Below are 25,475 nucleotides of genomic sequence, written 5' to 3'. Positions count from 1 at the left end.
CACCAACAGCGAGAATATCGCACAAAATAAGCGCAACATAAAGTATTTTGCGCTTTTATGGATCAAAAGAAAGCTATAAATTAACGGAAGGCAGAAGCGCCTAACGGTGTATAAGGGAAATCGAGTTGTCTATACATAAAAGAAGTGATTAAGAGTATTGTTCAATCAGCTCATCATACTTTGTTAGTAAATTCCTAACATGGTACTGACTAACATCTGGCGCTTTAACATCGTTGGCAACCACAAATTGAATTAAGTCCACCGCCCGTTTTGCCTCCTGTTGAATACTGTCCAAATCACCTTGATAAAGATATTGGTCTTTATTTTGCTGATTAGCGAACAACTGCGGGTAAACCTGTCTATCTGGCAGCACAGGCACACACCCCAAAGCAACGGCTTCTAATACAGCAAGACCTTGAAATTCATGCAAGGCGGTAGAAAGCACAACATCCGATGAAGCAAGAAAGCCCAGATAATCTGCCCGACTTGGAGCAAAGCCAAACTGCGTAATTCGGTGAGAGAATTTGGCTTGGATTTGATCAAATTCTTTTGGAGTGGAGCGAAATTGTTCACCAAGAATTGCAATTTCATAATTTAGCTGACGAGATTCCAACTCCTCTAAAATAGCCAACAGTCGATCTGGTCCTTTATCGAATTCCCAACGTGCAGACCAAACTAACTTCACTGGTTCATCTTGTATATTTAAGTTAGCACTCTTTTCAGTAGAAACCAGAAACTCATCAAGGACAGGCATATCCAAAGGAACAGGAAGCACTAAGGCTTTAGCTTGTGTGTCATTTAACCAGTCTGGCGAGACATAATCAGGCAGTTTTTTTAATAAGGCCCGAGCACCAGAAAAGAAGGTTGCCTGATTGAATTGGCTATTAAAGACACACATATCAGCCGCCAAAGCGCTATACAAAGTTACCATCTGCATTTCGATCAAGCCCTGCTGTTTATCACTCGCAGGATAGGCGAATTGATTTTCATGGAAATACAACAACCAAGGTACATGCTGTAGATCTGGACAAAAGGCTTTCAAGCCAACACAGTCTGTCATCGATGTGGCAATGACCAAATCATAGGGCTTTTCCAGTATCGGCTTGAATTTTGGATCAAACGCAAAGCTCATGGCATTACCACGAATCCGCCACGCAAAATGCCGAGCAGGCAAAGACAAATAGGTCCATTCATGATGACCCAAACCATTCATTAAAGTATTTGCCCAAGCTTTGTGGCTACTGGCTTCGTATGCACTAATCAATAAAATTCGCACGGATTTTTTCTACTCGTTGGTTAAGTTTGGCTTTTGCCTATATTTGAAAGTTTTTATGTCTATTTAGGAGCTTTGCGGCTGGCTCATCGCGGTTGGGTCGAATATCATGTAGGAAAATGACACATCGCTTTAAGGAAAACCATGATCATTCAACGTCACGATCAAGATATTAACACGCCAACTGGCCTTATGCGCTGCACGGTTTATCGCCCCCAAGCAGAGGGTCGCTTTCCTTGCATCTTTTTTTATTCTGAAATATTCCAACAAACCACGCCAATTGCTCGCTCAGCCGCCATTATGGCAGGACATGGCTTTGTGGTTATTGTGCCAGAAGTGTTTCATGAACTTAACCCGATCGGCACAGTGCTAGGCTATGACGATGAAGGCAAAGACAAAGGTAACGCAGATAAATTCACCAAAACCTTAGAAGCTCACGACAGCGATACGGTAGCCATGCTGGAATATTTCGAGCAGCAAGATTATTGCACTGGGCAATTTGGCACCATGGGCGTTTGCTTAGGCGGTCATTTGGCATATCGTGCAGCACTAAACCCTCGTATCCAAGCGTCTTTCTGTTTGTATGCCACCGACATTCATTCGAATACAATTCCGTGTGACGAAGGTAATGATTCCTTCACTCGCACAAAAGACATTCAAGGGGAGCTAACAATGGTGTGGGGCAAACAAGACCCACATGTATCAACGGAAGGCCGTCAGAAGATTTACCAGCAATTAATTGATACTGACCGTCTATTCACTTGGCATGAATTCAACGGTCAGCATGCTTTTATGCGTGATGAAGGCGATCGTTACGATCCAGCTCTCGCCTTAGAATGCTATAGTAAAGCCGTAGCATTATTTCAACGCACCTTGCATAAAGCCTAGTAAAACAAACTCGATGATCTCAAGCGAGGTGAGCTTATTGCTCGCCTCGCCACATTGGTGTCATCGCGCATTCACCTAACTCACCAGAAATCCACATTTCGCTATCTTGAATTGTCACGTTCAATTGCATAGATCGAGTACAAATCTTAGCCAACGCCTCGACTTGTGCTTCTGGAAAGCGTAATACTCGCATGTTATCAAAACGGCTATTTTTGCCTTTGTTTTGCTCCCACCAAATATCCGACTTGTCATTGTAATTAACGACAATTACTTCCTTAGCTCGGCCACAAGCTTTGCGTAAACGCTTCTCATCTGGTTGACCTAGCTCTACCCAAAGCAAAATTTCATCTGAGTAATTTTTTTGCCAAAGATCTGGCTCGTCTTCTGTACTAATACCTTTGGTGAAGCTTAACTGCTCACCGCCTTCTTTTTCATCAGCCAATAAAGCAAACGCCGCTAAACGCACCATCATGCGTTCTTCAGTTTCAGAAGGATGTAATGCCAAGGTTAATTCATAACTTTGATAATGGTTCCTGTCCATATCAGACACTTGAACCGATGCTTTATACACTGTTGCTTTCGTCGCCATGAGCTCACTTACTACTTAATTAACTACAAAAAGAGGACTGGAAAATCGCGAGGAATTGTACAGTAAAAAGTACCTACAATACCGATATAAACAAACTGTTTTTAAAAACCTGAGAAAAGGTATTTGTAATTTCAAAAAAAGAAAAGTTATTTCAATATAAGCGATTGACATAAGTCATGAAAAAAGTCCTAATAAAAGAGCTCTTAAAAAAGAGCAAATATTACACAATTCATATACGCAATCGATAAACCTCAAAGTTAAGGAGAAGCAAAATGACAACTTATACGCTAAATCATTCTACTTCCTCCATGGCTACTCGCTGTAATAATCGAGTACGAAAAACTTTGTCCACGCGTTCAATGTCTGTGTAATACACCATTGACCGCGGAATTTACGCGGTCACCTCTGTAAGAAATCACCCCGTAAGTTCCGCCAAAACACACTATCAAATGTATATTTTGGAGAACAATTATGAGTATCATCGCCCTATTCAACGCCGCTAAAGAGTACTTTGAAGCTCGTCGCACCAACCAAGTATTTCGTCATCTTGACGATCACTATTTAAAAGACATCGGCTTCTATCGCGACAATGGGCACATTCGCCCTTTGGCTGGCAACAAAAGTCTAGACAGTAACCTAGAAGACAAAACTCAAATACCGCCGGGAGAACAACCGAGCGACGGGTGACCAGACCGTCATCTCAGAAGGCTCTGAGGTGACGGTAAAATACTAGGCCGGATGGCCAATAACGCCTTTCATTATTAAGTAATAAAAGGCGTTTTTTTTATTCTAGTTAACTTCGCTCTAATTAACGTACAACACTCGTAACAACACCAAAAACTTCTAAGGCAGATGTTTTCTCTTCGGGGAGAGACATTGCTGTTGCTGCATAGGCTTTATTTTTTGGCTGAAGTAGAACATCTGGGTTTAATTCCAACGTTACTATCGCCATTTTCCCTTGCACAAACGCAAGAACTGTATCCCCATGACGCGCCGTCAATGATCGATTAACCTCCAGTACATCACCAGCTTGTATTCCTTCTCTTTCCATCGGCTCACCTTGTGCGCGCACAAAAAAAATAGCCGCAGGATTGGAAGCGCACAAAGTATGCAAATCTATAGCCTGATCACCCTTTGGCCCACTGACATCAGAAAGGATCGCGGACTCAGGATATAATGGGATTCGAACACTATTGGCCGCAATGAAAGCAGCAGACTCAGAAGTACCAAGATAAGAAACACGCATAAAAAAGCACCATGCTGTATATTTGTACAGTATGGTTCAAAGAGCACAAATAAACTAGTGCATTTTTGTAAAAGTGAGAGATCAACCGCGACAACAAACCTCAGGCTAGAGCTCATGGTCTTTAAGCAAACCTGTTTCACTACACCGCCCTTTTGTTGCTAAACAAATACGTCGTATATAGTTTGCCGGTGAATGTTGGTGGGTATTTATCCAATTGCAGACATGAGCCTGTTTCACCCCTAAAATTTGTGCGATTGCAGTATGGCTCCCTACAATTTCGACTGCTTTTGCAATAGCTGACACTCCCTATTTAACAGTTTTTGTTGTATTTATTGACAGCTTTTACTGTTTGTCAAATACAGATAAAGTTGTAATTATTCATTTATGACCATTGCTGAACGCGTTAAACAAAAAAGAATCGAGCTAAGCCTAACTCAAGCGGAGTTAGCCAAGCGTATTGGTATTTCGCAACAATCGCTGCAAAAGATTGAAGACGGCAGAACGCAAAATCCGCGCAAGCTACTCAACTTAGCCAAAACATTACACTGTGATGCGGAATGGCTTTTACTAGGAGTAACGAGTGAAGTGAGAGAAAGCGCTTCTACGTATACCAACAAGAAGAGCGCATCAACAGCAAATTTTCGCCCTATTATTAGCTCTCAGCAAGCAGCCCAATGGCCGACTTTATCTGAGCTAGAAAAACAAAATTTAGACTATTTAGAAGTCCCGGAATCCGCTTCAGCGTCATCATTTTGGCTAAATGTTGTGGGGAATAGCATGATGTCAGCTTCTGGGTTAAGCGTACCAGAAGGCTATTTCATTCTTGTGGAACCCTGTTTAACCGCAAAGAATGGTGATTTGATCATTACTAAACTACCAGACAGCCAAGACGTGACATTCAAACAATTAGTCATAGACGCAGGCTGCACTTACCTAACGCCACTTAATCCAAACTATCGGCCAATTGAAGCTCCTAATAACCTTACTATTATCGGTGTTGTCACCCAAGCCCAGATAGTATTTTAGGCTTTCACAATATGCATTTTTCACAAAATTGCTATGCTACCCCCTTCCAAAAATAAAACAATTTAAGTTGTTGACAAATAAACAATATAAACTGTATTTTAGCAATGTCGGCAACAACCAAAGGATGGGAATTATGCTAGTCATTACTCGACACCCTGGTGAAACTATTAATATTGGAGATGAGACGGAAATCACCGTCTTAGGCGTACAAGGAACTCAAGTTCGCATTGGCATTAAAGCCCCGCAAAAAATAACCGTTCATCGAGAAGAAATCTACAAACGTATTCAAGCCGAACAACAAAAAACGCCAAACAAGCAAGATAAAGAAGCTCAGCCCTTTTAGCGCTTCTAAACCGAGAAACTTTACTACTTACTTAATAAAATAGACAAACTAAAAGCGCCTCAATGCATAAAAACATTGAGGCTCGCTTCACTATAGATTCATTAACCGCTTTTTTAGACGAGAACGTTATCTACATCGTATGTACCACCAAATAACTCGAATACCTTACCGTTCAAATCATCCTTACTCAGGATAAATAGAATCGATTTGGCAACATCCGCTCGGGGAATCGCCATTTCTTCTCGGCTACTTGGTCGTTTAATGGTTATTTTCCCTTGGCCTTGATCATTCGTTAAGGGACCAGGGCGAACAATGGTAAAAGGCACGCCAGATGCTATTAAATATTGATCGGCCATGTGCTTAGCAACTAAATAGGGTTTGATGTCAGACTCTATCGCTTCAGGATCATCTGCACCAATGCTGCTTACCATAATAAATTTCTTAATATTGGCAGCCTTTGCGTAATCCACAGCTTTTTTTGCCGCCCATAAATCAATTAACAAGGTTTTATCTGCACCTGTTGAACCACCTGAACCAGCCACAAAAATAACATTATCAACACCATCAAAAGCCTGGCTAAAATCCCCTTCTAAGTTCGCCTCAATAACCTCCAATTCACTGTTATCAGAACAGTCTAGCTTATTTTTATCTCTCACCAAAGCACGAGCAGACTCTTCTGTCTCAACAAGTGTTTTTGTTACCAACTGACCAATTTGACCGCTTGCTCCAATAATTAATGTCTTACTCATAATGTGCTCCTTTTAATCCAAGGATGGCATGAATACCAAACCTCCTCTTAGCATGTTACTTATAACAATAAGGACATGACGCTAGGATAAAACCCTAAATGTTAAGTTTGCATATTTACTGGATATTAGATGGTTATTTTTGGGGGAAAGAGTGGCGCACGAGAATAGGTAAAATCATTTTGATCTAACAAAGACAGGGTTACACGGCGAGTGCATGGATTAAATTTGACCGCATTATGATTCATTTTTGTCACTAAATTTGCTGTCAACTCCGATGTAATGAGCCAGCTAAAAATCGGCATCCCTGACAACCCTCCAGAGATGCCGATAGTACTAACTAGATGTCACCTAGACAAAAATATTTAACCTCTAAATAATCTTCTAGGCCATATTTCGAGCCTTCGCGCCCTTGCCCCGATTCCTTTACTCCACCGAATGGGATCATCTCAGAGCTGATAGCGGTTTCATTAATGCCCACCATTCCGTACTCTAGCGCTTCCCCTACTCGCCAAATACGTGAGTGGTCTTTTGTGTACATATAAGCAGCAAGCCCAAACTCAGTATCATTGGCCATATCGACCGCTTCTTTTTCTGAACTGAACATAAACACCGGGGCGACAGGACCAAACACCTCTTCCTTAGCCAATCGCATGGACGTATTCAGGTCCCTAAGCACAGTTGGCTGAAAAAAATGATCGCCATTATTCGATGCACTTCCGCCAATACAAATTTTCGCTCCCTGACTCACGGCATCATCCACTAAAGAGGTGACTCCAGCCACCGCCTTCCTAGAAATTAAAGGCCCCATTGTACTTGTAGAAGATACGCCATCACCTAATACGAACTCTGACACACGGGCAGTAAAACGACTTATAAACTCTTCATAAATAGAGTCCTGTACCAATATACGATTAGCACAAATGCAAGTTTGACCAGCATTACGGAACTTTGCAACCAAGGCACCTTCGACCGCTTTGTCCAAGTCTGCGTCTTCAAATATTAAGACTGGTGCATTACCACCAAGCTCCATCGACGTTTTTTTGACTGTTTTGGCAGATTGCTCCATTAACAATTTACCTACCGCGGTAGAGCCGGTGAAGGTGATTTTTTTCACTATTGAACTGGAGGTCAGTTCCGCACCAATAGCTTTCGCATCCGTTCCAACAACCACATTAAAAACCCCAGCTGGGATGCCTGCTCGACGCCCTAATTCGGCTAAAGCTAATGCCGACAAAGGCGTTTCAGCCGCAGGTTTCAATACAATAGTACAACCAGCAGCAAGCGCTGGAGCAACTTTACGAGTGATCATGGCATTGGGGAAATTCCAAGGTGTAATCGCCCCCACAACACCCACTGGCTGCTTTATCACCAACGAACGTCTATCCGCCGAAGTACTAGGAAGAACATCACCATAAATACGTTTTGCTTCTTCGGCAAACCACTCAATATAAGAAGCACCATAAGCGATCTCACCTCGGGACTCTGCAATCACTTTCCCTTGCTCGAATGTCATGATTACAGCGAGATCTTCCTGATGGTCCAGAACCAGTTCAAACCAACGACGCAAAAGAGAAGAACGCTGCTTTGCTGGCACCACTTTCCAATCGTCAAAAGCCACTTGCGCCGCTTCAATAGCTTGCAATGTTTCTTTAGTCCCTAAATCAGCAACATTCGCAATAACCTCTCCGACTGCCGGGTTAAACACCTCAAAAGTTTTCCCATCCTTAGCATTCACCCACTGACCATTTATAAACCCTGCCTGTTTAAGTAACGAAGGGTCATTTAATTTTTGCTCTAACATATTTGCTCCACTTAGAAACTTTCCCAACCTATTACTTAATTCAAAGCGGTTGCTTCGTTTGAAGAAACAGAGTTTGGTTTGTATTGATGTCCACTGTTTTTAGGTTCACCACCAGCAAGATCTTGTTGGTTATAACAAATGCCATTTGCTTCATCGCGCAAACCTTTTACCAGCGCCCAACACATAAATAACAAAACGACAGAAAAAGGTAATGCCGCGATAATTGATGCAGTCTTTAATGAGTCAAGCCCTCCCGCTATTAGCAAAATAGCAGACACAGCACCTAATCCAAGCCCCCAGACCACACGCAATAACCTTGGTGGATTTTTATCACCCAATGAAATAATCGTACAAATCACCAAGGTTCCAGAATCTGCAGACGTAACAAACCAAGTAACAATCAAGAAGGTCGTAAGACCTGCCACCAAATTCGTTAAAGATGGCACATTGATCGCTTCAATAGTGCTGTACAGAGCTAACGTCATATTGTCATTCACAACGCTGGCTAAAGAACCATCACCAAGCACTTGAATATGAAGAGCCGTTCCACCAAATACAATAATCCAAATAAAACCACCTAATGGCGGAATAACTAAAGCCGTTAATAGGAACTGACGGATAGTGCGGCCACGTGAAATACGCGCAATAAACATCCCTACTAATGGGCCCCAAGACAACCACCAGCCCCAATAGAACATTGTCCACCAGCTCTGCCATTGGCGATTAGGATCGGTATCAACCCAAAACCCCATAGGAATAAAGTTGGAAAAGTAGTCACCTAGACCTGAAACCGTCATTTTTAACAAAAATACGGTTGGCCCAGCGAGAACGAAAAACGCAATGACAAGAACGCTTAATCGAATATTCCAAATACTCAATATTCGAATGCCTCTACCGACCCCTGAAATAGCGGAAATAGTCGCTATAATCGATACTATGACAATTAATATCACCTGAGATGTAGAAGAAATTTCGATACCAAAAAGGTAGTTTAGTCCGGCGTTCATTTGTGACACACCAAGACCTAACGTCGTAGCCGTTCCAAAAAGCGTGCTGAATATGGCTAGAAAGTCGACAGCATGCCCAATAGGTCCATAAATTCTATCGCCCAATAACGGATATAATCCAGATCGAACAGTAAGTGGCAGTCCTCTTCGATAGCAAAAATACGCCAAACAAAGTCCCACTAAAATATAAACAGCCCAACCGTGAAGCCCCCAATGAAACATGGTTATACGCAATGCAACTCGTGCTGCTTCTAGCGTATCAGGCTGTATCTGTTCCATATCCAAAAACGGATTACCCTGTAAATAGGTAATAGGCTCAGCAATACTCCAGAACAATAACCCAGTACCAATGGCACAACTGAATAACATTGAGAACCAGGTGGTAAAACCAAACTCAGGTTTCTCGTCATCTTTGCCAAGGCGAATATTTCCATAGCGGCTAAAAGCGACCCAAATTGAGAAAAATAGCACAAAGCAGACAACCGCAATGTAATACCAACTCATATTAGTTTGGATCCAAAGATTGATTCCATTCGCTATATTATTAGATAACTCTACATTTAAAATTGAAAAAAGTACGAATGCCCCGACCATGAAAATGGAGCCGTAGGACATGATGTTATACATTTTATGATGACTCGTTTCGTGTTCTGTACTGCTTGGTTTCATTACAACTCCTAAGCATAAGCCTTCAAATATATTATTTGAGTTTATTTTTATTGGTTTAGGCTGTTACAGCGCTTTTCTTTAAAAATCTTCCCTAACCAATTACTTTAAATTTTGGTTAAAAAAACACTCACTTCCTGCTGAGGGAAGCAAATTAACGTTCCCACTCACATACTAAAAAATGCAAATGAAAGATAATTAAAAGGCACAGGTAACCTGTATTATTTATCGCATTACAAAGGGATTTCCCATAGGTTCGCTTGATGTACTAATCCAAGTAGTTCGTACCCTGATGTAATCTTGAATGGCTTGAATACCCGCTTCACGACCATAACCTGATTGGTTAACACCACCAAAAGGAGCCATTGGAGATACTGCTCGATACGTATTAACCCAACAGATACCAGACTGAATTTGCTGTGAGACACGCATTGCACGCGCTAAATTTTCAGTAAAGACACCGGACCCAAGTCCAAACTCAGAATCATTAGCTAATGCAATAGCTTCGCCTTCTGTATCAAAGCAGGCTATCGATAATACAGGGCCAAAAAGTTCGACGTGCAATGTTTCAACATCGTGCACTGGGCACTCCACAATCGTTGGAGCAAAGTAATAATCAGACCCAAGATCGTTCAGGCGCACTCCACCAGCTAAAATCTTACCGCCTTGCTTTTTGGCTTTTTCTAAAGCTCGCTCAATACCTTCAACTTGTGCCAATGTGCACAAAGGACCAATGTGACTCGAAGCATCTAATGGATTTCCCACCACAATAGCCGCTGTTTTTTCCAACAAGCGAGCGATGACTTCTGAGTAAATTTCTCGCTGAATATAGACTCTAGAACCAGCAACACAAGACTGGCCAGACGCGCCAAAATTACCAGCAATAATGCCATTAGCAGCACTTTCAATATTAGCATCATCAAACACTAGAATTGGCGACTTGCCACCTAACTCTAATGACGTCACGGCAAAGTTATTTGCTGTGTTTCTGATCACATGTTTTGCTGTTTCTGGACCACCAGTAAAAGCAAGACGATCAATATCAGGATGAGATGTCAACGGAATCGCACACCCCTCAGCATCACCGGTAATGACTGACACAACACCACTTGGAAAACCAGCTTTTTCAATCAACTTCGCAAATTCTAAAATAGCAATTGGAGCAATTTCGGAAGCCTTGATAATCACACTGCAACCTGCCGCTAAAGCGGGGGCAAGCTTGGTCGCGGTTAAAAACATTTGGGCATTCCAAGGCACAACGGCGGCTACAACACCAATTGGTTCAGGCTTGGTAAAGACATGCATGTCCGGCTTATCGATCGGTAAAGTATGCCCTTCTATTTTATCAGCTAAACCTGCGTAGTAACGGTAATAGCTAGCGACGTATTTGGCTTGGCTTTTGGTTTCTGCAGCCAATTTACCACTGTCCGTGGTTTCTATTTCACCTAATGCTTCCGAATTTTGCTCTAACAGATCGGCCAATTTATGCATTAAAACGCCGCGTTGTGTTGGCGTTAACCCTCCCCATTCTTTCTTAGAAAGCGCGTGACGTGCCGCTTTAACGGCACGATCAACGTCTTCGGCCTCAGCCATAGCAAAACTGGCCCACGCTTCACCTGTTGCAGGGTTTATCGTTGTCATTGAACGAGCACTGGCACCATCAGTCCAGACACCGTCAATAAGCAACTTATAATGCGGTAATGTATTATTAGACATGGAACTGTTCCTTAATTAAAAGCGGGCATTACTTCATCAATAAAGCGGCGCAGTGAGGTTTCTTTTTCCTCACGACTCATACCGGAATCAGACCAGTATGCAAACTCATCATAACCAAGCGACTCATAGTGCTTTAAACGCTCAATAATCTGTTCTGATGTGCCTATCATAAGATCGTTTTTAATCGTTTCTTTTTTGTAAAACGGGTGGTTATCAATTTCTTCTTGAGTAAGAGGCTGTATTAAACCTTGATTGATTGGGCGTTCATTCTTAAACCAAGCGCCAAAGTAGCAATAAAATTCATGCAGTTTAGCCGCTGCCTTGTCTGCTTCAACCTCATCTTTTGCGACATAAGCATGCTGCAAAATCATGATTTTGGTGCGACGATCAAATTTGGCGCAAGCTTCGTTGTATTTCTCGATTAATCCTTCAACCTCTTCTAAACCTTGCCATAAGGGAGTCACTTGCACATTGCAATCATGACTAATGGCAAACTCATGGCTATTGATATCACGCGCAGCGATCCAAATTGGAGGACCATCTTCTGTAAGTGGTTTTGGTGACGATGTGGTTTTAGGAAAGTTAAAATGTTTGCTTTCTTGTGTGTGATTCCCTTTCCATAAGCCCTTAATAGCCGGCACTATTTCTCGTAAACATTCGCCAGCACTCCAAGCATCCATACCACCGGGAACCATACGTTCATATTCGAAAGAGTAAGCGCCGCGAGCAATACCTAATTCAAGGCGACCTTTCGTAATGATATCGGTCATTGCCGCTTCACCCGCCAGTTTAATTGGGTGCCAATATGGCGCTACGACAGTACCTGTACCCAAGCGAATATTCTGGGTTTGGTGAGAAATATCAATCAAGTTCAAAAAGGGATTAGGCGCTATGGTAAAGTCCATTCCATGATGCTCTCCCGTCCAAACCGTTGTCATCCCGCCTTCGTCAGCCATTTTACAAAGTGACATAAATTCATCATAAAGATCTTTCTGATGTTGATGTTCGTCAACACGCTCCATATGAGCAAAAAGTGAAAACTTCATCGTACATCTCCTTCTAATTCATTACCGACATATAAACGGAATACACCATTACTTTTTTCATGAACAAATCGATTGACCATAGACGTTATATCTGAAGAAGCAAAAACCACATCAGACAACGCCTCTATTGCAACGTATTCATACCCTTCGATATCTTTTTCTATCGTGCTTTCTGCACGATAAAAGGCTACAAAATTACCAGAAGTGGACTTTTCATACACAGAAAAAACCTGGCCTACTTCTGCAGTTAGGTCTAAAGAAGTAAGCATGCTCTTTAAGGTTTGAAGAGAAGACATGTCCGGCTGCATTTTACCTTGCGGCAAACTAAACCCTTCGTCAGATTTCCTAAGTAGCAACTTGCCATTGCATTCAAGTAAAGCCCCGACTTGTGCACATTGATCGTGTGCTATTTCTTCCGCTTTATGCTCCATGCCTAAGCTAAAATAACCGCCCTTTGCATAACCGAGCCCAAACTTTTCATTGCTTGAGAACTGCTCTACCTTGCCCATTAACAATAAATGATCTCCCGCTTCAACTTTTTGAAAAGAAGAGCAAGAAAAATGCGCTACTGCCCCATCAATAAGAGGCGTTCCGAATTCATCTACGTGCCACTCAACTTCAGCAAACCTATCATCTTTAGAGCCTGCAAAAGTATTAGAAGCATGTTGCTGATCTTCCGCTAACACACTAACAGCGAAGTGATCACACGACTCAAATATGTCATAACTCGACAAACGCACCGCAGGGCAAACCAATAACAAAGGCGGATCCATAGATACAGAAGTAAATGAATTGGCCGTAAAACCAACCTTTTCCCCAGTTTTACTGACTGCCGTAACAATGGTTACTCCAGTCATAAAAGAACCAAAAGCATTTCGTAGTTCACGTACGTCAAAATTACTCATAAGACATCTCCTTTGATTGACTAAAACAGCGAGACGCAAAATCAATCATCTTGGGGTTTATTTCATTTGAGTGAGTCAAAGGTGCCATGTGCCGTGCGTTTTCAACGATATACGACTGACCCTGAGGACAAATATTAGCCATCTCCTCCGACATCGAAGGAAGTGAATTTGGATCATCACGACTAGTAATAAACATCGCAGGCACATTAAGCTGCTTTAAATTATTTTCTTCTGGGCCATCATTCAGACAAAACACTTCATAGGCCTGTCGATAACCATCTAATGGTGCTTGACTCAACCACTGGCAGCACAAATCCGCATAAACCACATCGTTACCTTGAGCCGGGTAGTCAAACCAACGAGCAACTGGACCAGTTACATTCTGAGCAGTAATATCGCTCTTGATTTGCTGAACTCTCGCTAGAACGGCTTTTTTTGCCTCTACAGATCGACGATAAACGGAGTTAAGCGCGATCACGCCATTACAAAGCTCTGAATAACGAATAGCGAAGTTCAACGCAATCATCGACCCCATAGAGTGCCCTGCAATCACAACAGGTGACTTTAACTCTATTTTTATCCAGCGCGCGATTACATCTGTATATTTAGAGATATCAGTACATTCTTTCATCAGGCGACTCTCTCCATGACCAGGCATATCGACAGCATAGACGGTATAGTTTTTAGACAAAGCTTCAAATTGATTAACCCAAGCTTCTAGCCTAAGCCCTACTCCATGAATTAGGACAAGAGAAGGGCCTTGTCCTAATTTCACATAGGAAAGCCCCGTCGGAGATTTAAACCGCTGCAGGGTTTTCAATATCATGCCCTAGCTCCTTCAGTTCCTGATAACGATCTCCAATACGGTGATGTGGTCTACCGCCTGTTGCACCACCTAACACAATCACGATTTCATCTGCGCTTGGGGCATCATTAATATTGAATTGAAGTGTCAAGTAATGAGATCGCTTGCCACCATCGTTTTTGTCCATCATGGGAACAGAAATAGCGGCATTTGCTGGGCCTCGAGTATTCGTGAAAGACAAGAAGGATTTCGCCTCTACTGCTTCTCGATAAAAATTCCCAAAGTGCAAGGTATGAATCAGAGCAGAAGCATGCTCTATCTCGCCATTTAAACCAACAAGAGCCGCTTTACCAAAAGCTTCTATTTTGTCTGCGCCACCTGCTAATTCGCAAATCCTATCGGTTAATAGCTTTCCAAGCTGTGGGCCGTATTCCAAAACAATCGGTTTTAAATCTTCAACATACCTTCCAGCCCATGGATTATTAATGACAGCGGCAACGGCAAACATACGTAAAGGCTTGCCTGCTTCTTTGAAGCCTTCAACCAATGTCTCTTCTTCAAAACTAACAATTTTGCGGATTTCTAAAGTCATACCCATTCCTACAATGCAATTTTTAATTTGTCATATGGTATACCATATGACACAATATTAAACATACTATCTTATTAGGTGCAACAATAAATGTGCTACTATTGTGAAATAATTGGTTAGGTCATTATTAGAGGAACACTGGATGCAAAAAGTTGAGCGCCCTAAAACACTAAAGGAAAATGCGCTGGAGTCTTTGAGAGAAGCCATTACAAATAACCTATTAAAACCTGGCGATAGGCTAGTAGAACGAACGCTGTGCGAAAGCATGGGGGTTAGCAGAACCATCGTTAGGGAATGTATTCGTCATTTAGAAAGTGAAAGACTTGTAGTTGGAGTACCAAATTCTGGCTTTATTGTGGCTTCAATTAGTAACGCTGAAGTAAAAGAAATTTATGAAATCCGGACCTTACTTGAATGCTCAGCCGTAAAGGCGTGTAGCCAAAAAGCCACGCCCGAAATAATTAAAAAGCTATATTTACTACATGATGATATTGCCAACTACTTGCTAAACAATGATGTAAAAACAGGCTTAAAAATGACAAAAGACTTTTACGAGCTTATCTTCAAAACGGCGGAGAAACACGTGTCATGGGACCTCGTAGAACAGTTAAATTCACGAATTTCAAGATTAAGAGCTCTAACACTTAGCTCAACAGGGCGCAAAACATCAGGCCCAAAAGACCTATTTGATATCGTTAAAGCAATGGAAGAAAAAAATGCCGAAAAAGCAGGTGAAATCTGCATACGCCATTTGCAAGAAGCTTATGATATTGCCATGCAAACTGAAAAAGGGGCCGAAAAATGAATAAAGAATTATTTGAACTAGGAATAAGCAAGCGCAAAGAAACATTGGGGTCAGAATACGTTGAAAACAATTTAGCAAAAGCTGACGAATTTAACCGCCCCTTTCAAGAAGCCATGACTGAGTGGTGTTGGGGGTTTGGCTGGGGTGACGACGCCATAGAACCAAAAACACGCTCTATGATGAATCTGTCGATGATCGCTGCGCTAGGCAAAATGGATGAATGGGAACTGCATCTGAAAGGTGCCATAAATAATGGTGTCAGCGTTGAAGAAATACGCGCCATCATTCATGCGATTGCGATTTATTGTGGCGTACCACAAGGTGTGGAATGTTTCCGGATTGCGCGGACCGTATTAACAGAACAAGGTTTACTTTAACATTTAGTAACAGCAGGAGAATAAAATATGAAGGGGTACTGGGTTGCATTTGTAAACATCAATGATAAAGCGAAGTATCAAGATTACTTAGCTCTCGCCCCTGCTGCGCTGCAGAAATATGGCGCTAAGCTACTTTCCCGAGGTGAAGATATTACCATTATCGAAGGGTTTAATACTCCGCCAGATAGAGCGGTAGTATTTGAATTCGAAAGCTATGATAAAGCGCTAGAGTGCTACCATTCACCAGAATATCAAGAAGCTAAAAAACATCGAAGCGATTGCGCAAGTGCAAACATACTTATCATGAATGGACTCAAATAAACCCTAGCTTCTTAAACTCTTCTCTCTTGTTTGGTAGAACTTTATCAATAAATGTCTACCAAACCTTTCTATTTATTACATCGATAGTCAATTACCAGTTCTTATTAGAACGCCATAATCCAGCCATAAAATCCTAGAGCCCTTCTATATTGGCTACATCCGTATTTTCATTCCCATTAAATCTTTAAAAAGGCAAAAATATACTTGCATATAATATGGTATACCATATTATCGTAATTATGAGATTGTTTTTTGTTCAATGACAATACGCAATCCTACCGCCATAAATCAGTAGCAAAAAAATAATAAGAGGAATACCTACAATGAGATCCAACCTAAAAAACTTAGCTATCGCAGCGTTATGCAGTACTAGCATTGCCAATGTTTATGCTCAGGAGTCCATCAACTTTGTGAGCTGGGGAGGCTCTACGCAAGATGCCCAAACCGAAGCTTGGGCACTTCCCTTCACAGGTAAAACGGGTATTAAAGTTATTCAAGATGGTCCAACAGATTATGGAAAACTAAAAGCCATGGTTGAAAGTGGTAATGTTCAGTGGGACATCGTCGATGTTGAAGCTGACTTTGCTTATCGCGCAGCAGCGGAGGGGCTTCTGGAGCCGTTAGATTTTTCAGTCATTGATAAATCGAATATTGACCCTCGCTTCGTCTCAGATTATGGCATCGGCTCTTTCTATTTCTCATTTATTTTAGCCTACAACAAGAACAAGATTTCATCTGAAGAACCCCAAGACTGGAACGCCCTCTTTGACACAAAAACCTACCCGGGTAAGCGAGCATTATATAAATGGCCAAGCCCAGGCGTATTAGAGTTAGCGTTATTAGCTGATGGCGTTTCAGCAACCAACTTATATCCTCTTGATCTAGATCGTGCCTTTAAAAAACTCGATACCATTAAAAAAGATATCGTTTGGTGGGGAGGCGGGGCTCAGTCTCAGCAGCTTATCGCATCTGGTGAAGTTTCAATGGGTCAATTCTGGAACGGGCGTATATTCTCACTGCAAGCTGACGGTTTACCGATAGGCAACAGCTGGAAGCAAAATTTAGTCATGTCTGATTTTCTAGTCGTTCCAAAAGGCGCGAAAAATAAAGAGGCCGCAATGAAATTCCTAGCGTATTCATCTAGCCCTCAAGGACAAGCGGATTTTGCAACCATCACAGCCTATTCGCCTATCAATACAAAAAGTGAAGCATTATTAGATAAAGGCTTATCGGCTTACCTGCCAACAAACTACACAGCAGATCAGGTCTCCCTAAACTATCAATACTGGGCAAAGAATGGCCCTCAAATTGCCCAACGCTGGAATAATTGGTTATTACAATAACAGATAAATCCTCACTCTAATTTAACCTTCTTCTGGATGGTGCTCACCCACCATCCTCTAACTTTAGGGGATTTTCACGATGCTTATAATTTCTTCAAGAAAGAAATGGAACAACATCACATTGTTATTTCCAATCATTCTATTCTTGTTTCTGTTTTTTCTAATGCCTTTGGCAAGCCTGCTACTTCGCAGCTTAACCGAGCCAACGTTTGGGCTACAAAACTATGCGCAATTATTAGCCACATCTACATACATGCAAGTGCTATTTAACACCTTTCTTGTTGGCACTCTCGTGACGGTAATCTCTTTGCTCATTGGGTTTCCTTTGTCTTGGTGTATTACCTTAATGCCAAAAGGCTGGGGACGATTTTTAATTAGCATTATCCTACTTTCCATGTGGACGAGTTTATTGGCAAGAACCTACTCCTGGCTGGTTCTACTACAGTCATCAGGCATTATTAATAAAACATTGATGGCGATTGGCATCATCGATCAGCCGCTAGAAATGGTTCACAACCTCACAGGCGTCATTATTGGCATGAGCTATATCATGGTTCCTTTTATTGTTTTGCCTTTGCAAGCCTGTATGTCGGCAATTGATCCTATGGTGTTACAAGCAGCCTCTATTTGCGGTGCTTCTGCTCGAACCGTGTTTTTCCGTGTTTTCTTACCATTGTGTAAACCAGGACTTTTCTCCGGGGCGTTAATGGTTTTTGTGATGTCATTAGGCTACTACGTTACGCCAGCATTGCTTGGAGGAGTGAGCGATATGATGCTGCCCGAATTCATCGTTCAACAAATACAAAACTTCTTGAACTGGGGCATGGCAAGTGCATCCGCTGTGTTTCTAATTCTGATCACACTCGTCCTGTTTTATCTCTATTTAAAAGTTCAAACAGATTCACCCGTTTCTTCGAATACTGGAGCCTAGCTATGTTACTTTCCCATGGTTCACTTGGTTGGAAACTTAAATCTTCTCTTTACGTCATTACGGGGGTTATTGCCGCATTTTTAGCACTGCCTATTTTCTTCATTATGGCTTTGTCATTCGGATCGTCTCAATGGCTCGTATTTCCACCACCGTCTTGGACGCTAAAATGGTACGAACGATTTTTCGATAATCCACAGTGGATAGAATCAGCTTGGACAAGCTTACAAGTAGCAAGTCTTACCTCAATCATAGCGACACTGCTCGCCATACCAGCGTCTTTCGCACTGGTTAGAGGTAAATTTCGGGGAAGAGACTATCTATATACATTCTTCACGCTGCCAATGGTCGTTCCAGTGGTTATTATCGCAGTAGCCGTCTATGGGACCTTTCTCAACTTAGGGCTCACTGGAACTTTATTTGCCTTCGTGACGAGCCATGTGATCATTGCTCTACCCTTCGCCATTATTTCAATTATTAACTCACTGCGATTGTTTGATAAGTCCATCGAAGACGCCGCTGTCATCTGCGGTGCACATCGAATTCAAGCAATACTAAAAGTGACATTTCCGGTCATTAAACCTGGGGTAATTTCTGCTGCCTTATTCTCATTTTTGGTTTCATGGGATGAGGTTGTGATTAGTGTGATGATGGCCAGCCCAAATCTACAAACGCTTCCAGTCAAAATGTGGTCAACCCTTCGACAAGATCTAACGCCCGTGATTGCCGTTGCATCCACACTACTGATTCTACTTTCATTGTTCATCATGATTATTGCCAGCTTTGTTCGTAAACAAAGTAATCATCGTTAGGAGACACCTTATGAGCTTACAGACAAATTCAATGACTCAATCCCCTTTAGTTTGTTTACGAGAATTAAATAAAGAATATGGGAAATTCACTGCTGTTGATCACATTAATCTGGACATAAAAAAAGGCGAGTTTTTAACCTTTCTAGGCTCCAGTGGATCAGGAAAAAGCACTACGCTTTCCATGATTGCAGGTTTTGAAACGCCAACATCTGGCGAAATACTATTGAATGACGCATCCCTAATCCACATCCCCTCCCATAAGCGAGGTATTGGTATGGTCTTTCAGCACTATTCATTGTTCCCACATATGACAGTGAGAGACAATATCGGTTTCCCGCTTGATATTCGTAAGGTGGCAAAAGATGAGCGCGACCAAAAAGTGGATGAAATACTAAAACTCGTTCAGCTCGAAGCTTTCGCGGATCGTCGCCCATCTATGCTGTCTGGCGGGCAAAAGCAACGAGTTGCCATTGCTAGAGCTTTAGTTTACGAGCCAGAGATACTATTAATGGATGAACCCTTAGGCGCACTAGACAAAAAATTAAGAGAAGAGCTGCAGGATGAACTTCGCTTACTGCATAAAAGGCTTGGCATAACCATCGTATACGTCACCCATGACCAAGATGAAGCCATGCGATTGTCAGAACGAATTGCCATTTTTAAAGAAGGTGAAATCGTTGGCTTGGGAACAGGTAAAGATTTATACCGTAAACCGCCCAATGCCTTTGTTGCTTCATTTTTGGGCAATTCAAATTTCTTAAAAGTAAGTGTAACGGGAAGCGCTTCAGCAATGCTAAATAAGCAGCACATTGAAGTAGAGAATGTACATGAAGTGCCAATCGACCAAAAAGCAGTCTTAATGATTAGGCCAGAAAACCTTCATATACTTACTCCAGAACAAGCCGAGAAAGAACCATTAATGGCCGGATTTAATCAGCTATCAGGCACAGTGAATGAATCTGTCTTTCTTGGTGAAAGCCTAACCTGTAGCATCACCATTCCATCTGGTGAAAAAGTCGTCAGTAAAAATATTGCGACAGAGCAACCTGACTTAGCGCCTGGCTCAACAGTATTCATCCGTTGGAACAGCAAGCTTAGCTCTCTCTATTCAAAATGGGAGCAAAGTGACATTAATAAAAATGCCGCCTAATAATCATCGAATGTTTAAGATGTTTAAATAGCAGCCTGACGCCTACTTTATGTAGGCTAAGGTTACGGATCAACCTCAGCTTTTCTGGGGTTTTATCTTTTTAGAACCTTATGTCTTTCTTCCAAACCATTCTGCCATGTCATTGCTTGTCCAGAATGCTTTGAATTTCTGTTCTGATTCTATATTTAACCCAATCCAATCACTTTTATAATTTACAGGCTCTAGCTGAAACCATGCAGCCCTTTGTAAATCAGAAGAATTCATTAATGGAAGGAACGCTAAAGTAAACTGATTTTGGAATCCTTCTGTAAACAGTACTGATTATAAAAAATCCCCGCCGAGTGGCGAGGATTTTTACTATCACTAGCGCGTTAAGACGCTCATATTTTATAACCTAGAAGCGTCAAAACCTGACTAGCAAAACGTTTTTATTTCGCCGCTTTCTTGGCTTCAGAGATCCAGCCATCAAACGTCGACTGATTGGCACTGATCCAATTATCAGCATGAATAGCAATTTCACGCTGAGAATCCTCACCATCGGCAATTAGCATGTTCTCAGCACTTACCGCATTAATCGGTAATTTCATGATCTCGAATAATTTTTTAGCGGCAGGGTTAGCTTCAGCAAACGCCTTGTTCGCAACAATTCGCTCACTATTGATATCAAAACCGTAGTTTTTACCATTCGGTAAAGCCGTGTCAGTACCGTTTGGATTAGACGAATAAGGCACTTCTAACCATACAACGTCACGACCTGGAACAAGTTTGCCCGATACCCAGTAAGGCGTCCAAGTGTAATAAAAGATGGATCCACCTTCATTGAAACGAGCAATGGTGTCAGAAATAATCGCCGCGTATTGGCCTTGATTATGAGTAATTTTATCACGCAACCCGAACGCATCTAGCTGATGCTCAATCACCCCCTCACAACCCCAACCAGCCTGACAGCCAGTTAAGTCAGCTTTACCATCACCATTCGTATCAAATAAAGCGGCGATTTCTGGCTTTTTGAAATCTGCAATGTTGGTAATTTTATACTTGTCTGCGGTTTTCTTATCAATCAGGTAACCTTGCGCGGCACCTTGTATGTAGTTGCCACCACGGTAAAATTTATTGTCACCACCAGCATTTTTATACATAGCATTATGAAGTGGGTACCAGTTCACCGCGAGGTACTGAGCATCGCCATTGGCTACAGAAGTATAGCCTGCGCTGTAGTCTACTTCTTTAATTGGCTGTACATTGTAGCCTAATTTTTCTAGTGCTTTATTAACAACAACTGTTTGAAATGTCTCTTCTGCAATTGGGCTTTGTACTGCAGTGACTTTTACGCCTTCGCCGGGCAAGTGGCCATCCGCTAAAACAGCACCACTAAACAGTGCAGCAAGTGAAGTTAGTGTAACTACCTTTTTCATTGGAACATCTCCTTTGAATGAATGTTGTGTAACCGTTTTGATTTTCATTTTTTAAAAGCGAGCAGTAAGCCAATTGGTCCAGTTTCATACCAATGACGTGTGCCACGCTGACGAGCATCTTGTCCCAGTGACTGAGTCATGCGATCTAAAATAACAGCTAGAATAACAATACCAATGCCACCAATGGTCGCGAGACCAATATCTAAACGTCCAATGCCTCGTAACACCATCAAACCTAAGCCACCGACCGAAATCATCGATGCAATAACCACCATAGACAAACCAAGCATTAAGGTTTGGTTAACCCCCGCCATGATCGTCGGCATAGCAAGTGGTAGCTGAACTTTGAACAACATCTGTTTCTTATCCGCACCAAACGAGTTCGCGGCTTCTATTAAGTCACTAGGAACTTGTCGAATACCAAGATTGGTTAAACGAATAACGGGCGCAACAGCAAAGATAATGGTCACAATAACCCCTGGCACATTACCAATACCGAAAAGCATAACAATGGGGACCAAATACACGAAAGCGGGTGTGGTCTGCATAATATCTAAGACTGGGCGAATCACTTTTGCTGTGCGATCGCTCCGCGCCATCGCAATCCCCGTAGGAATCCCCAATAAAATACAGAACAACACAGATGTTATAACCAACGCCAACGTCGTCATCGATTCTTGCCAAGCACCAATAGCGCCAAGCGTGATCAGACCAGCAACAGACCCAATAGCTAAACGTCGTCCAGACAATTGCCAAGCAATCAAACCAAACAGAACAATAACCAGAAGCGGCGGTGCGGCATTGAATGTACTGTCTATCGCTGTCAAAGTTGCATCTACAGGAGCTTTGACTGCAGTAAAGAAAGGACGAAAGTGCGTCACTACCCAATTAACGCCTGTTTCGATCCAGCTATCAAGAGGGACCCAGACTTCCTGAAAAGGGTGAAGTAAACTAAAATCAGTTTGCTCAACAGGAGTCCCGCTGGCAGACAGAGAAGTAGCATCAGAACTTGGTGTCGATGCTCCTCCCCAAGGATTGCTAGCTGTCGATTCCGCAGCACCCGTATCATCTGACGCCGTTGCCCAAGGATTTGATTCGGTACTCATACAGTAGCCTCCCTATCCAATGTTTCTAGTAAACGCGCTTTACTGATAACACCAACGTACTTCTGCTGATCATCAATAACTGGCACAGCACACGGAGAATGAGCCACAATCGAAATAATATCCCCGATAGAAGTATCTGCAGCAATGGGTTGAACTTCATCAATAATAGCTTCAGCAAGCGTTTGCTTATTCTTAATCACATCGTGCAATGAACTAGCAGATACCACCCCTAAAAAGCGCTTACTTTTATCAATGACATAGCCATAATCGCGTTCATTCTCGTTTAATAACTTCAAACCGCTTATTAGCCCCTCACTAGAGTCTTTCTTAATAAGAGTAAGACTTGACTTAGAAGCAATATCTTTGGCGCAGAAAACATTACTGACATCAACGCCTTTGAAGAAGGAACGAACATAGTCATTGGCAGGATTATGCAAAATATCATCCGGTGTACCGACCTGAACCACTTCACCACCTTGCATGATGGCAATGCGATCACCAATGCGCATAGCTTCATCAAGGTCATGTGAAATAAACACAACCGTACGCTGGTGCTCAGACTGCAAACGAACTAATTCATCTTGCATTTCCGTTCGGATAAGTGGATCGAGGGCTGAAAATGCCTCATCCATAAGTAGAATATCAGGGTTATTGGTCAATGCTCTAGCAAGGCCAACGCGCTGCTGCATACCACCAGACAATTCGTCAGGGTAACTGTTTGCGTGAGACTCCAAACCAACTTGAGCCAATGCATCACGCGCTTTTTCGTGACGTTCTTGTACATCAACACCGGAAAGCTCTAAACCAAAAGCCGTATTATCAAGCACATTCATGTGAGGCATTAAAGCAAAGGACTGGAAAACCATACTGATTTTACTACGACGAACATCGCGTAAGGCTTTATCATCTACTTTAGTAATATCATGGCCATCAATTAGCACCTGGCCTTGGGTAGGTTCAATAAGGCGATTTAACAAGCGGACCAGTGTAGATTTACCTGAACCAGAGAGGCCCATTACAACAAATATTTCACCCTCTTCGATTGCCAAGCTGGCATTCTTAACACCGACTGTCTGACCCGTTTTTTTAAAAATTTCGTCTTTGTTTATACCTTGTTCAAGCATCTTTAATGCTTTCTTGGGATGTTCTCCAAAAATTTTGTACAAATTTTTAACTTCGAGTTTTGTGACCATAATGGCTCTCTGTTGTTAAACACAATGCGTAAATCGTTATTGAAGAACGACTTAACGTTTATTTAGCATAAAGATAAAAATTATTACTTACAAGTCTAAATATTTACGATTTACTTAACATCCTGAAAACTTACCCACATCAAATCGCCACTATCTAAGTCTGTAAATAACCTTTATCAAATGCATCTTTTTTGCTCATTAACCCATTTAATTACTATATTTTTGAACTGTTTAGCTAATTTCAGCACCTTAACTGCCTAGCAACAAATTTTTAATACTATGAACCGACAAGGTTGAAAATTAGAGCCGTAATCATTTCACCTGAAAGCTGATGATGGCTGGCTTTGACTCATCCTCTCTATTGGGATAACAAGCGGGTCATTTATACTAATTTGCTTAGCCGAACCATTGCTTTACTCAAGCAGTAGTTGTCTTTTTCATTAGCCTAATGCTTGCTAGTGATAACTAATGCAAATTATCTGCCAAAAGTAAAAAAGCATTTTTTGAGACGGTTTTACTTGGTAAAATCATTGGTATGGAGTTCGTCATTGTCGGTTCCTTTTTGTGCGACAGTTTATGGCTTTCCTTATTTGACGCATGAATACTACTTAGATAAAAATGGAAGGAAAGAAACGAAAAAGCCCATCGGAAGGATGGGTTTGGGAGGATTAAGGGTTATTTTTTGTCAGACTCTAAACTTAACGCCCATGTAACCGCGCAATTTTTTGTGTAGAGCTTTTATGAAAAAATATAGCCCAGCGACATTCACAAAAGAGTGGAACAAAAAGTCATCCGGTTGACATGTTTGTTAGGCTATATATTTTGACCAAACCGCCACAATACACCGCTTGGATCATGAACAACGAAATCTAGCATACCCCACGGCTGTTTAGTGATATCCGAGACATTAACATGATATTTATCTGCCACACCCGATTTTGTAATCTGATCATGCCAAGATTCGATATCTTCGACAAGCAGGTGCATCATCAGATTTTCGGCTAAAGATTTGTCATAAAAATCTTGGAGTAAAAAACTACAGCTACCAGAGTGAAAATAGGCAACTCCACCTTCATCAGAGGCTTTTGTAAAACCTATTTCTGAATAGAAACTCTTTGACGTGTCAAAGTCTTTTGAAGGAATAAACGCCTTTAATTCTACCGTTTTCAGATTACTCAAATCATTCCCCTTGATGGCCTACAGTTTAATAATACGCATCCGCGTTTACACATCAACTGATACTAAAAGACTTTCTCGTTTCCTACCAATCTAAAAAACAACCAAAGCCCACTTAACTGCTTACCACTTAGAAGTCGACAAAGTTGCATTGGGCGAAGTCTTTGACGCGGGTGATGTTGTCGTTTACCCAGTCT

The 25,475-nt window shown here is 41.8% G+C and carries 27 protein-coding genes; 11 read left to right on the top strand and 16 right to left on the bottom strand.

Annotation, left to right across the window (positions count from 1 at the left end; all coding sequences use genetic code 11):
- Positions 1-148 precede the first annotated feature (148 nt).
- Complete coding sequence (locus tag DFP80_RS17775; protein ID WP_113918158.1) at positions 149-1,276, bottom strand: tRNA-queuosine alpha-mannosyltransferase domain-containing protein; 1,128 nt, start codon at positions 1,274-1,276, stop codon at positions 149-151.
- 141 nt (positions 1,277-1,417) lie between these two features.
- Here DFP80_RS17775 and DFP80_RS17770 point away from each other — a divergent pair, with 141 nt between their 5' ends.
- Positions 1,418-2,161 carry a dienelactone hydrolase family protein gene (locus tag DFP80_RS17770; protein WP_113918157.1) on the top strand — a complete coding sequence of 248 codons (744 nt, stop codon included), beginning with the start codon at positions 1,418-1,420 and terminating at the stop codon, positions 2,159-2,161.
- Positions 2,162-2,195: 34 nt separating this feature from the next.
- Here the strand turns inward: DFP80_RS17770 and DFP80_RS17765 are convergent, their stop codons facing one another.
- Positions 2,196-2,750 carry a YaeQ family protein gene (locus tag DFP80_RS17765; protein ID WP_113918156.1) on the bottom strand — a complete coding sequence of 185 codons (555 nt, stop codon included), beginning with the start codon at positions 2,748-2,750 and terminating at the stop codon, positions 2,196-2,198.
- A gap of 471 nt (positions 2,751-3,221) precedes the next feature.
- On the opposite strand from DFP80_RS17765, the gene DFP80_RS17760 reads away from it, so the two are divergent.
- Entirely contained in the window at positions 3,222-3,437 is a 216-nt protein-coding gene (locus DFP80_RS17760; protein WP_113918155.1) for a hypothetical protein, read from the top strand.
- A gap of 121 nt (positions 3,438-3,558) precedes the next feature.
- On the opposite strand, the gene DFP80_RS17755 is transcribed toward DFP80_RS17760, so the two are convergent.
- Positions 3,559-3,996, bottom strand: coding sequence for a S24 family peptidase (locus DFP80_RS17755; protein ID WP_113918154.1), 438 nt, complete (start codon positions 3,994-3,996; stop codon positions 3,559-3,561).
- A gap of 105 nt (positions 3,997-4,101) precedes the next feature.
- The gene (locus DFP80_RS17750) at positions 4,102-4,299 is read right to left on the bottom strand and encodes a YdaS family helix-turn-helix protein (RefSeq protein WP_113918153.1); all 198 of its coding nucleotides are present in this window, start codon (positions 4,297-4,299) and stop codon (positions 4,102-4,104) included.
- Between the two features lie 81 nt (positions 4,300-4,380).
- Between DFP80_RS17750 and DFP80_RS17745 the strand changes: the two genes are divergently transcribed.
- Positions 4,381-5,022: a LexA family protein gene (locus DFP80_RS17745; protein ID WP_113918152.1), complete on the top strand. Its 642-nt coding sequence runs from the start codon at positions 4,381-4,383 to the stop codon at positions 5,020-5,022.
- Positions 5,023-5,155: 133 nt separating this feature from the next.
- Positions 5,156-5,365, top strand: a complete 210-nt coding sequence (gene csrA, locus DFP80_RS17740) for a carbon storage regulator CsrA (RefSeq protein WP_113918151.1) — start codon at positions 5,156-5,158, stop codon at positions 5,363-5,365.
- A 113-nt stretch (positions 5,366-5,478) separates the two neighbouring features.
- Here the strand turns inward: csrA and DFP80_RS17735 are convergent, their stop codons facing one another.
- The 8 genes from DFP80_RS17735 to DFP80_RS17700 form a co-directional block, all read right to left on the bottom strand.
- Positions 5,479-6,114, bottom strand: coding sequence for an SDR family oxidoreductase (locus tag DFP80_RS17735; RefSeq protein WP_113918150.1), 636 nt, complete (start codon positions 6,112-6,114; stop codon positions 5,479-5,481).
- Positions 6,115-6,451: 337 nt separating this feature from the next.
- Entirely contained in the window at positions 6,452-7,915 is a 1,464-nt protein-coding gene (locus DFP80_RS17730; protein WP_113918149.1) for an NAD-dependent succinate-semialdehyde dehydrogenase, read from the bottom strand.
- 35 nt (positions 7,916-7,950) lie between these two features.
- Positions 7,951-9,591, bottom strand: a complete 1,641-nt coding sequence (locus DFP80_RS17725; protein WP_113918148.1) for a BCCT family transporter — start codon at positions 9,589-9,591, stop codon at positions 7,951-7,953.
- 222 nt (positions 9,592-9,813) lie between these two features.
- The gene (locus tag DFP80_RS17720) at positions 9,814-11,304 is read right to left on the bottom strand and encodes an aldehyde dehydrogenase (RefSeq protein WP_113918147.1); all 1,491 of its coding nucleotides are present in this window, start codon (positions 11,302-11,304) and stop codon (positions 9,814-9,816) included.
- Positions 11,305-11,315: 11 nt separating this feature from the next.
- The gene (locus DFP80_RS17715) at positions 11,316-12,350 is read right to left on the bottom strand and encodes an LLM class flavin-dependent oxidoreductase (RefSeq protein WP_113918146.1); all 1,035 of its coding nucleotides are present in this window, start codon (positions 12,348-12,350) and stop codon (positions 11,316-11,318) included.
- A complete protein-coding gene (locus DFP80_RS17710) occupies positions 12,347-13,255 on the bottom strand; it encodes a flavin reductase family protein (RefSeq protein WP_113918145.1) in 909 nt (302 codons plus the stop codon). The genes DFP80_RS17715 and DFP80_RS17710 overlap by 4 nt, the downstream gene beginning before the upstream one ends.
- A complete protein-coding gene (locus DFP80_RS17705; RefSeq protein ID WP_113918144.1) occupies positions 13,248-14,081 on the bottom strand; it encodes an alpha/beta fold hydrolase in 834 nt (277 codons plus the stop codon). The genes DFP80_RS17710 and DFP80_RS17705 overlap by 8 nt, the downstream gene beginning before the upstream one ends.
- Positions 14,053-14,652 carry an amino acid synthesis family protein gene (locus DFP80_RS17700; RefSeq protein WP_113918143.1) on the bottom strand — a complete coding sequence of 200 codons (600 nt, stop codon included), beginning with the start codon at positions 14,650-14,652 and terminating at the stop codon, positions 14,053-14,055. The genes DFP80_RS17705 and DFP80_RS17700 overlap by 29 nt, the downstream gene beginning before the upstream one ends.
- 142 nt (positions 14,653-14,794) lie before the next feature.
- On the opposite strand from DFP80_RS17700, the gene DFP80_RS17695 reads away from it, so the two are divergent.
- The 7 genes from DFP80_RS17695 (at position 14,795) to DFP80_RS17665 (ending at position 20,388) form a co-directional block, all read left to right on the top strand.
- On the top strand, positions 14,795-15,457 hold the full coding sequence (locus tag DFP80_RS17695) for a GntR family transcriptional regulator (protein WP_113918142.1): 663 nt from the start codon (positions 14,795-14,797) through the stop codon (positions 15,455-15,457).
- The gene (locus DFP80_RS17690) at positions 15,454-15,834 is read left to right on the top strand and encodes a carboxymuconolactone decarboxylase family protein (protein ID WP_113918141.1); all 381 of its coding nucleotides are present in this window, start codon (positions 15,454-15,456) and stop codon (positions 15,832-15,834) included. Before DFP80_RS17695 ends, DFP80_RS17690 begins: the two co-directional genes overlap by 4 nt.
- 27 nt (positions 15,835-15,861) lie before the next feature.
- The gene (locus tag DFP80_RS17685) at positions 15,862-16,155 is read left to right on the top strand and encodes a DUF1330 domain-containing protein (RefSeq protein ID WP_113918140.1); all 294 of its coding nucleotides are present in this window, start codon (positions 15,862-15,864) and stop codon (positions 16,153-16,155) included.
- A 323-nt stretch (positions 16,156-16,478) separates the two neighbouring features.
- The gene (locus DFP80_RS17680) at positions 16,479-17,498 is read left to right on the top strand and encodes an ABC transporter substrate-binding protein (protein WP_113918139.1); all 1,020 of its coding nucleotides are present in this window, start codon (positions 16,479-16,481) and stop codon (positions 17,496-17,498) included.
- Between the two features lie 79 nt (positions 17,499-17,577).
- On the top strand, positions 17,578-18,429 hold the full coding sequence (locus tag DFP80_RS17675; RefSeq protein ID WP_113918138.1) for an ABC transporter permease: 852 nt from the start codon (positions 17,578-17,580) through the stop codon (positions 18,427-18,429).
- A gap of 2 nt (positions 18,430-18,431) precedes the next feature.
- Positions 18,432-19,238: an ABC transporter permease gene (locus DFP80_RS17670; RefSeq protein WP_113918137.1), complete on the top strand. Its 807-nt coding sequence runs from the start codon at positions 18,432-18,434 to the stop codon at positions 19,236-19,238.
- Between the two features lie 10 nt (positions 19,239-19,248).
- Positions 19,249-20,388 (top strand): ABC transporter ATP-binding protein, encoded by a 1,140-nt coding sequence (locus tag DFP80_RS17665; RefSeq protein ID WP_113918136.1) that lies wholly within the window; start codon positions 19,249-19,251, stop codon positions 20,386-20,388.
- 428 nt (positions 20,389-20,816) lie between these two features.
- Here the strand turns inward: DFP80_RS17665 and proX are convergent, their stop codons facing one another.
- From proX to DFP80_RS17645, 4 genes are all read right to left on the bottom strand, one after another.
- Positions 20,817-21,803, bottom strand: coding sequence for a glycine betaine/L-proline ABC transporter substrate-binding protein ProX (gene proX, locus DFP80_RS17660; RefSeq protein WP_113918135.1), 987 nt, complete (start codon positions 21,801-21,803; stop codon positions 20,817-20,819).
- 44 nt (positions 21,804-21,847) lie between these two features.
- Complete coding sequence (gene proW / locus DFP80_RS17655) at positions 21,848-22,909, bottom strand: glycine betaine/L-proline ABC transporter permease ProW (protein ID WP_113918134.1); 1,062 nt, start codon at positions 22,907-22,909, stop codon at positions 21,848-21,850.
- On the bottom strand, positions 22,906-24,102 hold the full coding sequence (proV, locus tag DFP80_RS17650; protein WP_113918133.1) for a glycine betaine/L-proline ABC transporter ATP-binding protein ProV: 1,197 nt from the start codon (positions 24,100-24,102) through the stop codon (positions 22,906-22,908). Before proV ends, proW begins: the two co-directional genes overlap by 4 nt.
- A gap of 813 nt (positions 24,103-24,915) precedes the next feature.
- Positions 24,916-25,281, bottom strand: coding sequence for a VOC family protein (locus DFP80_RS17645; RefSeq protein WP_113918132.1), 366 nt, complete (start codon positions 25,279-25,281; stop codon positions 24,916-24,918).
- Between the last annotated feature and the right edge of the window lie 194 nt (positions 25,282-25,475).

Source organism: Marinomonas rhizomae, from assembly GCF_003315485.1.
Lineage (GTDB): Bacteria > Pseudomonadota > Gammaproteobacteria > Pseudomonadales > Marinomonadaceae > Marinomonas > Marinomonas rhizomae.
This window is presented reverse-complemented; position numbering and strand designations above follow the sequence as displayed.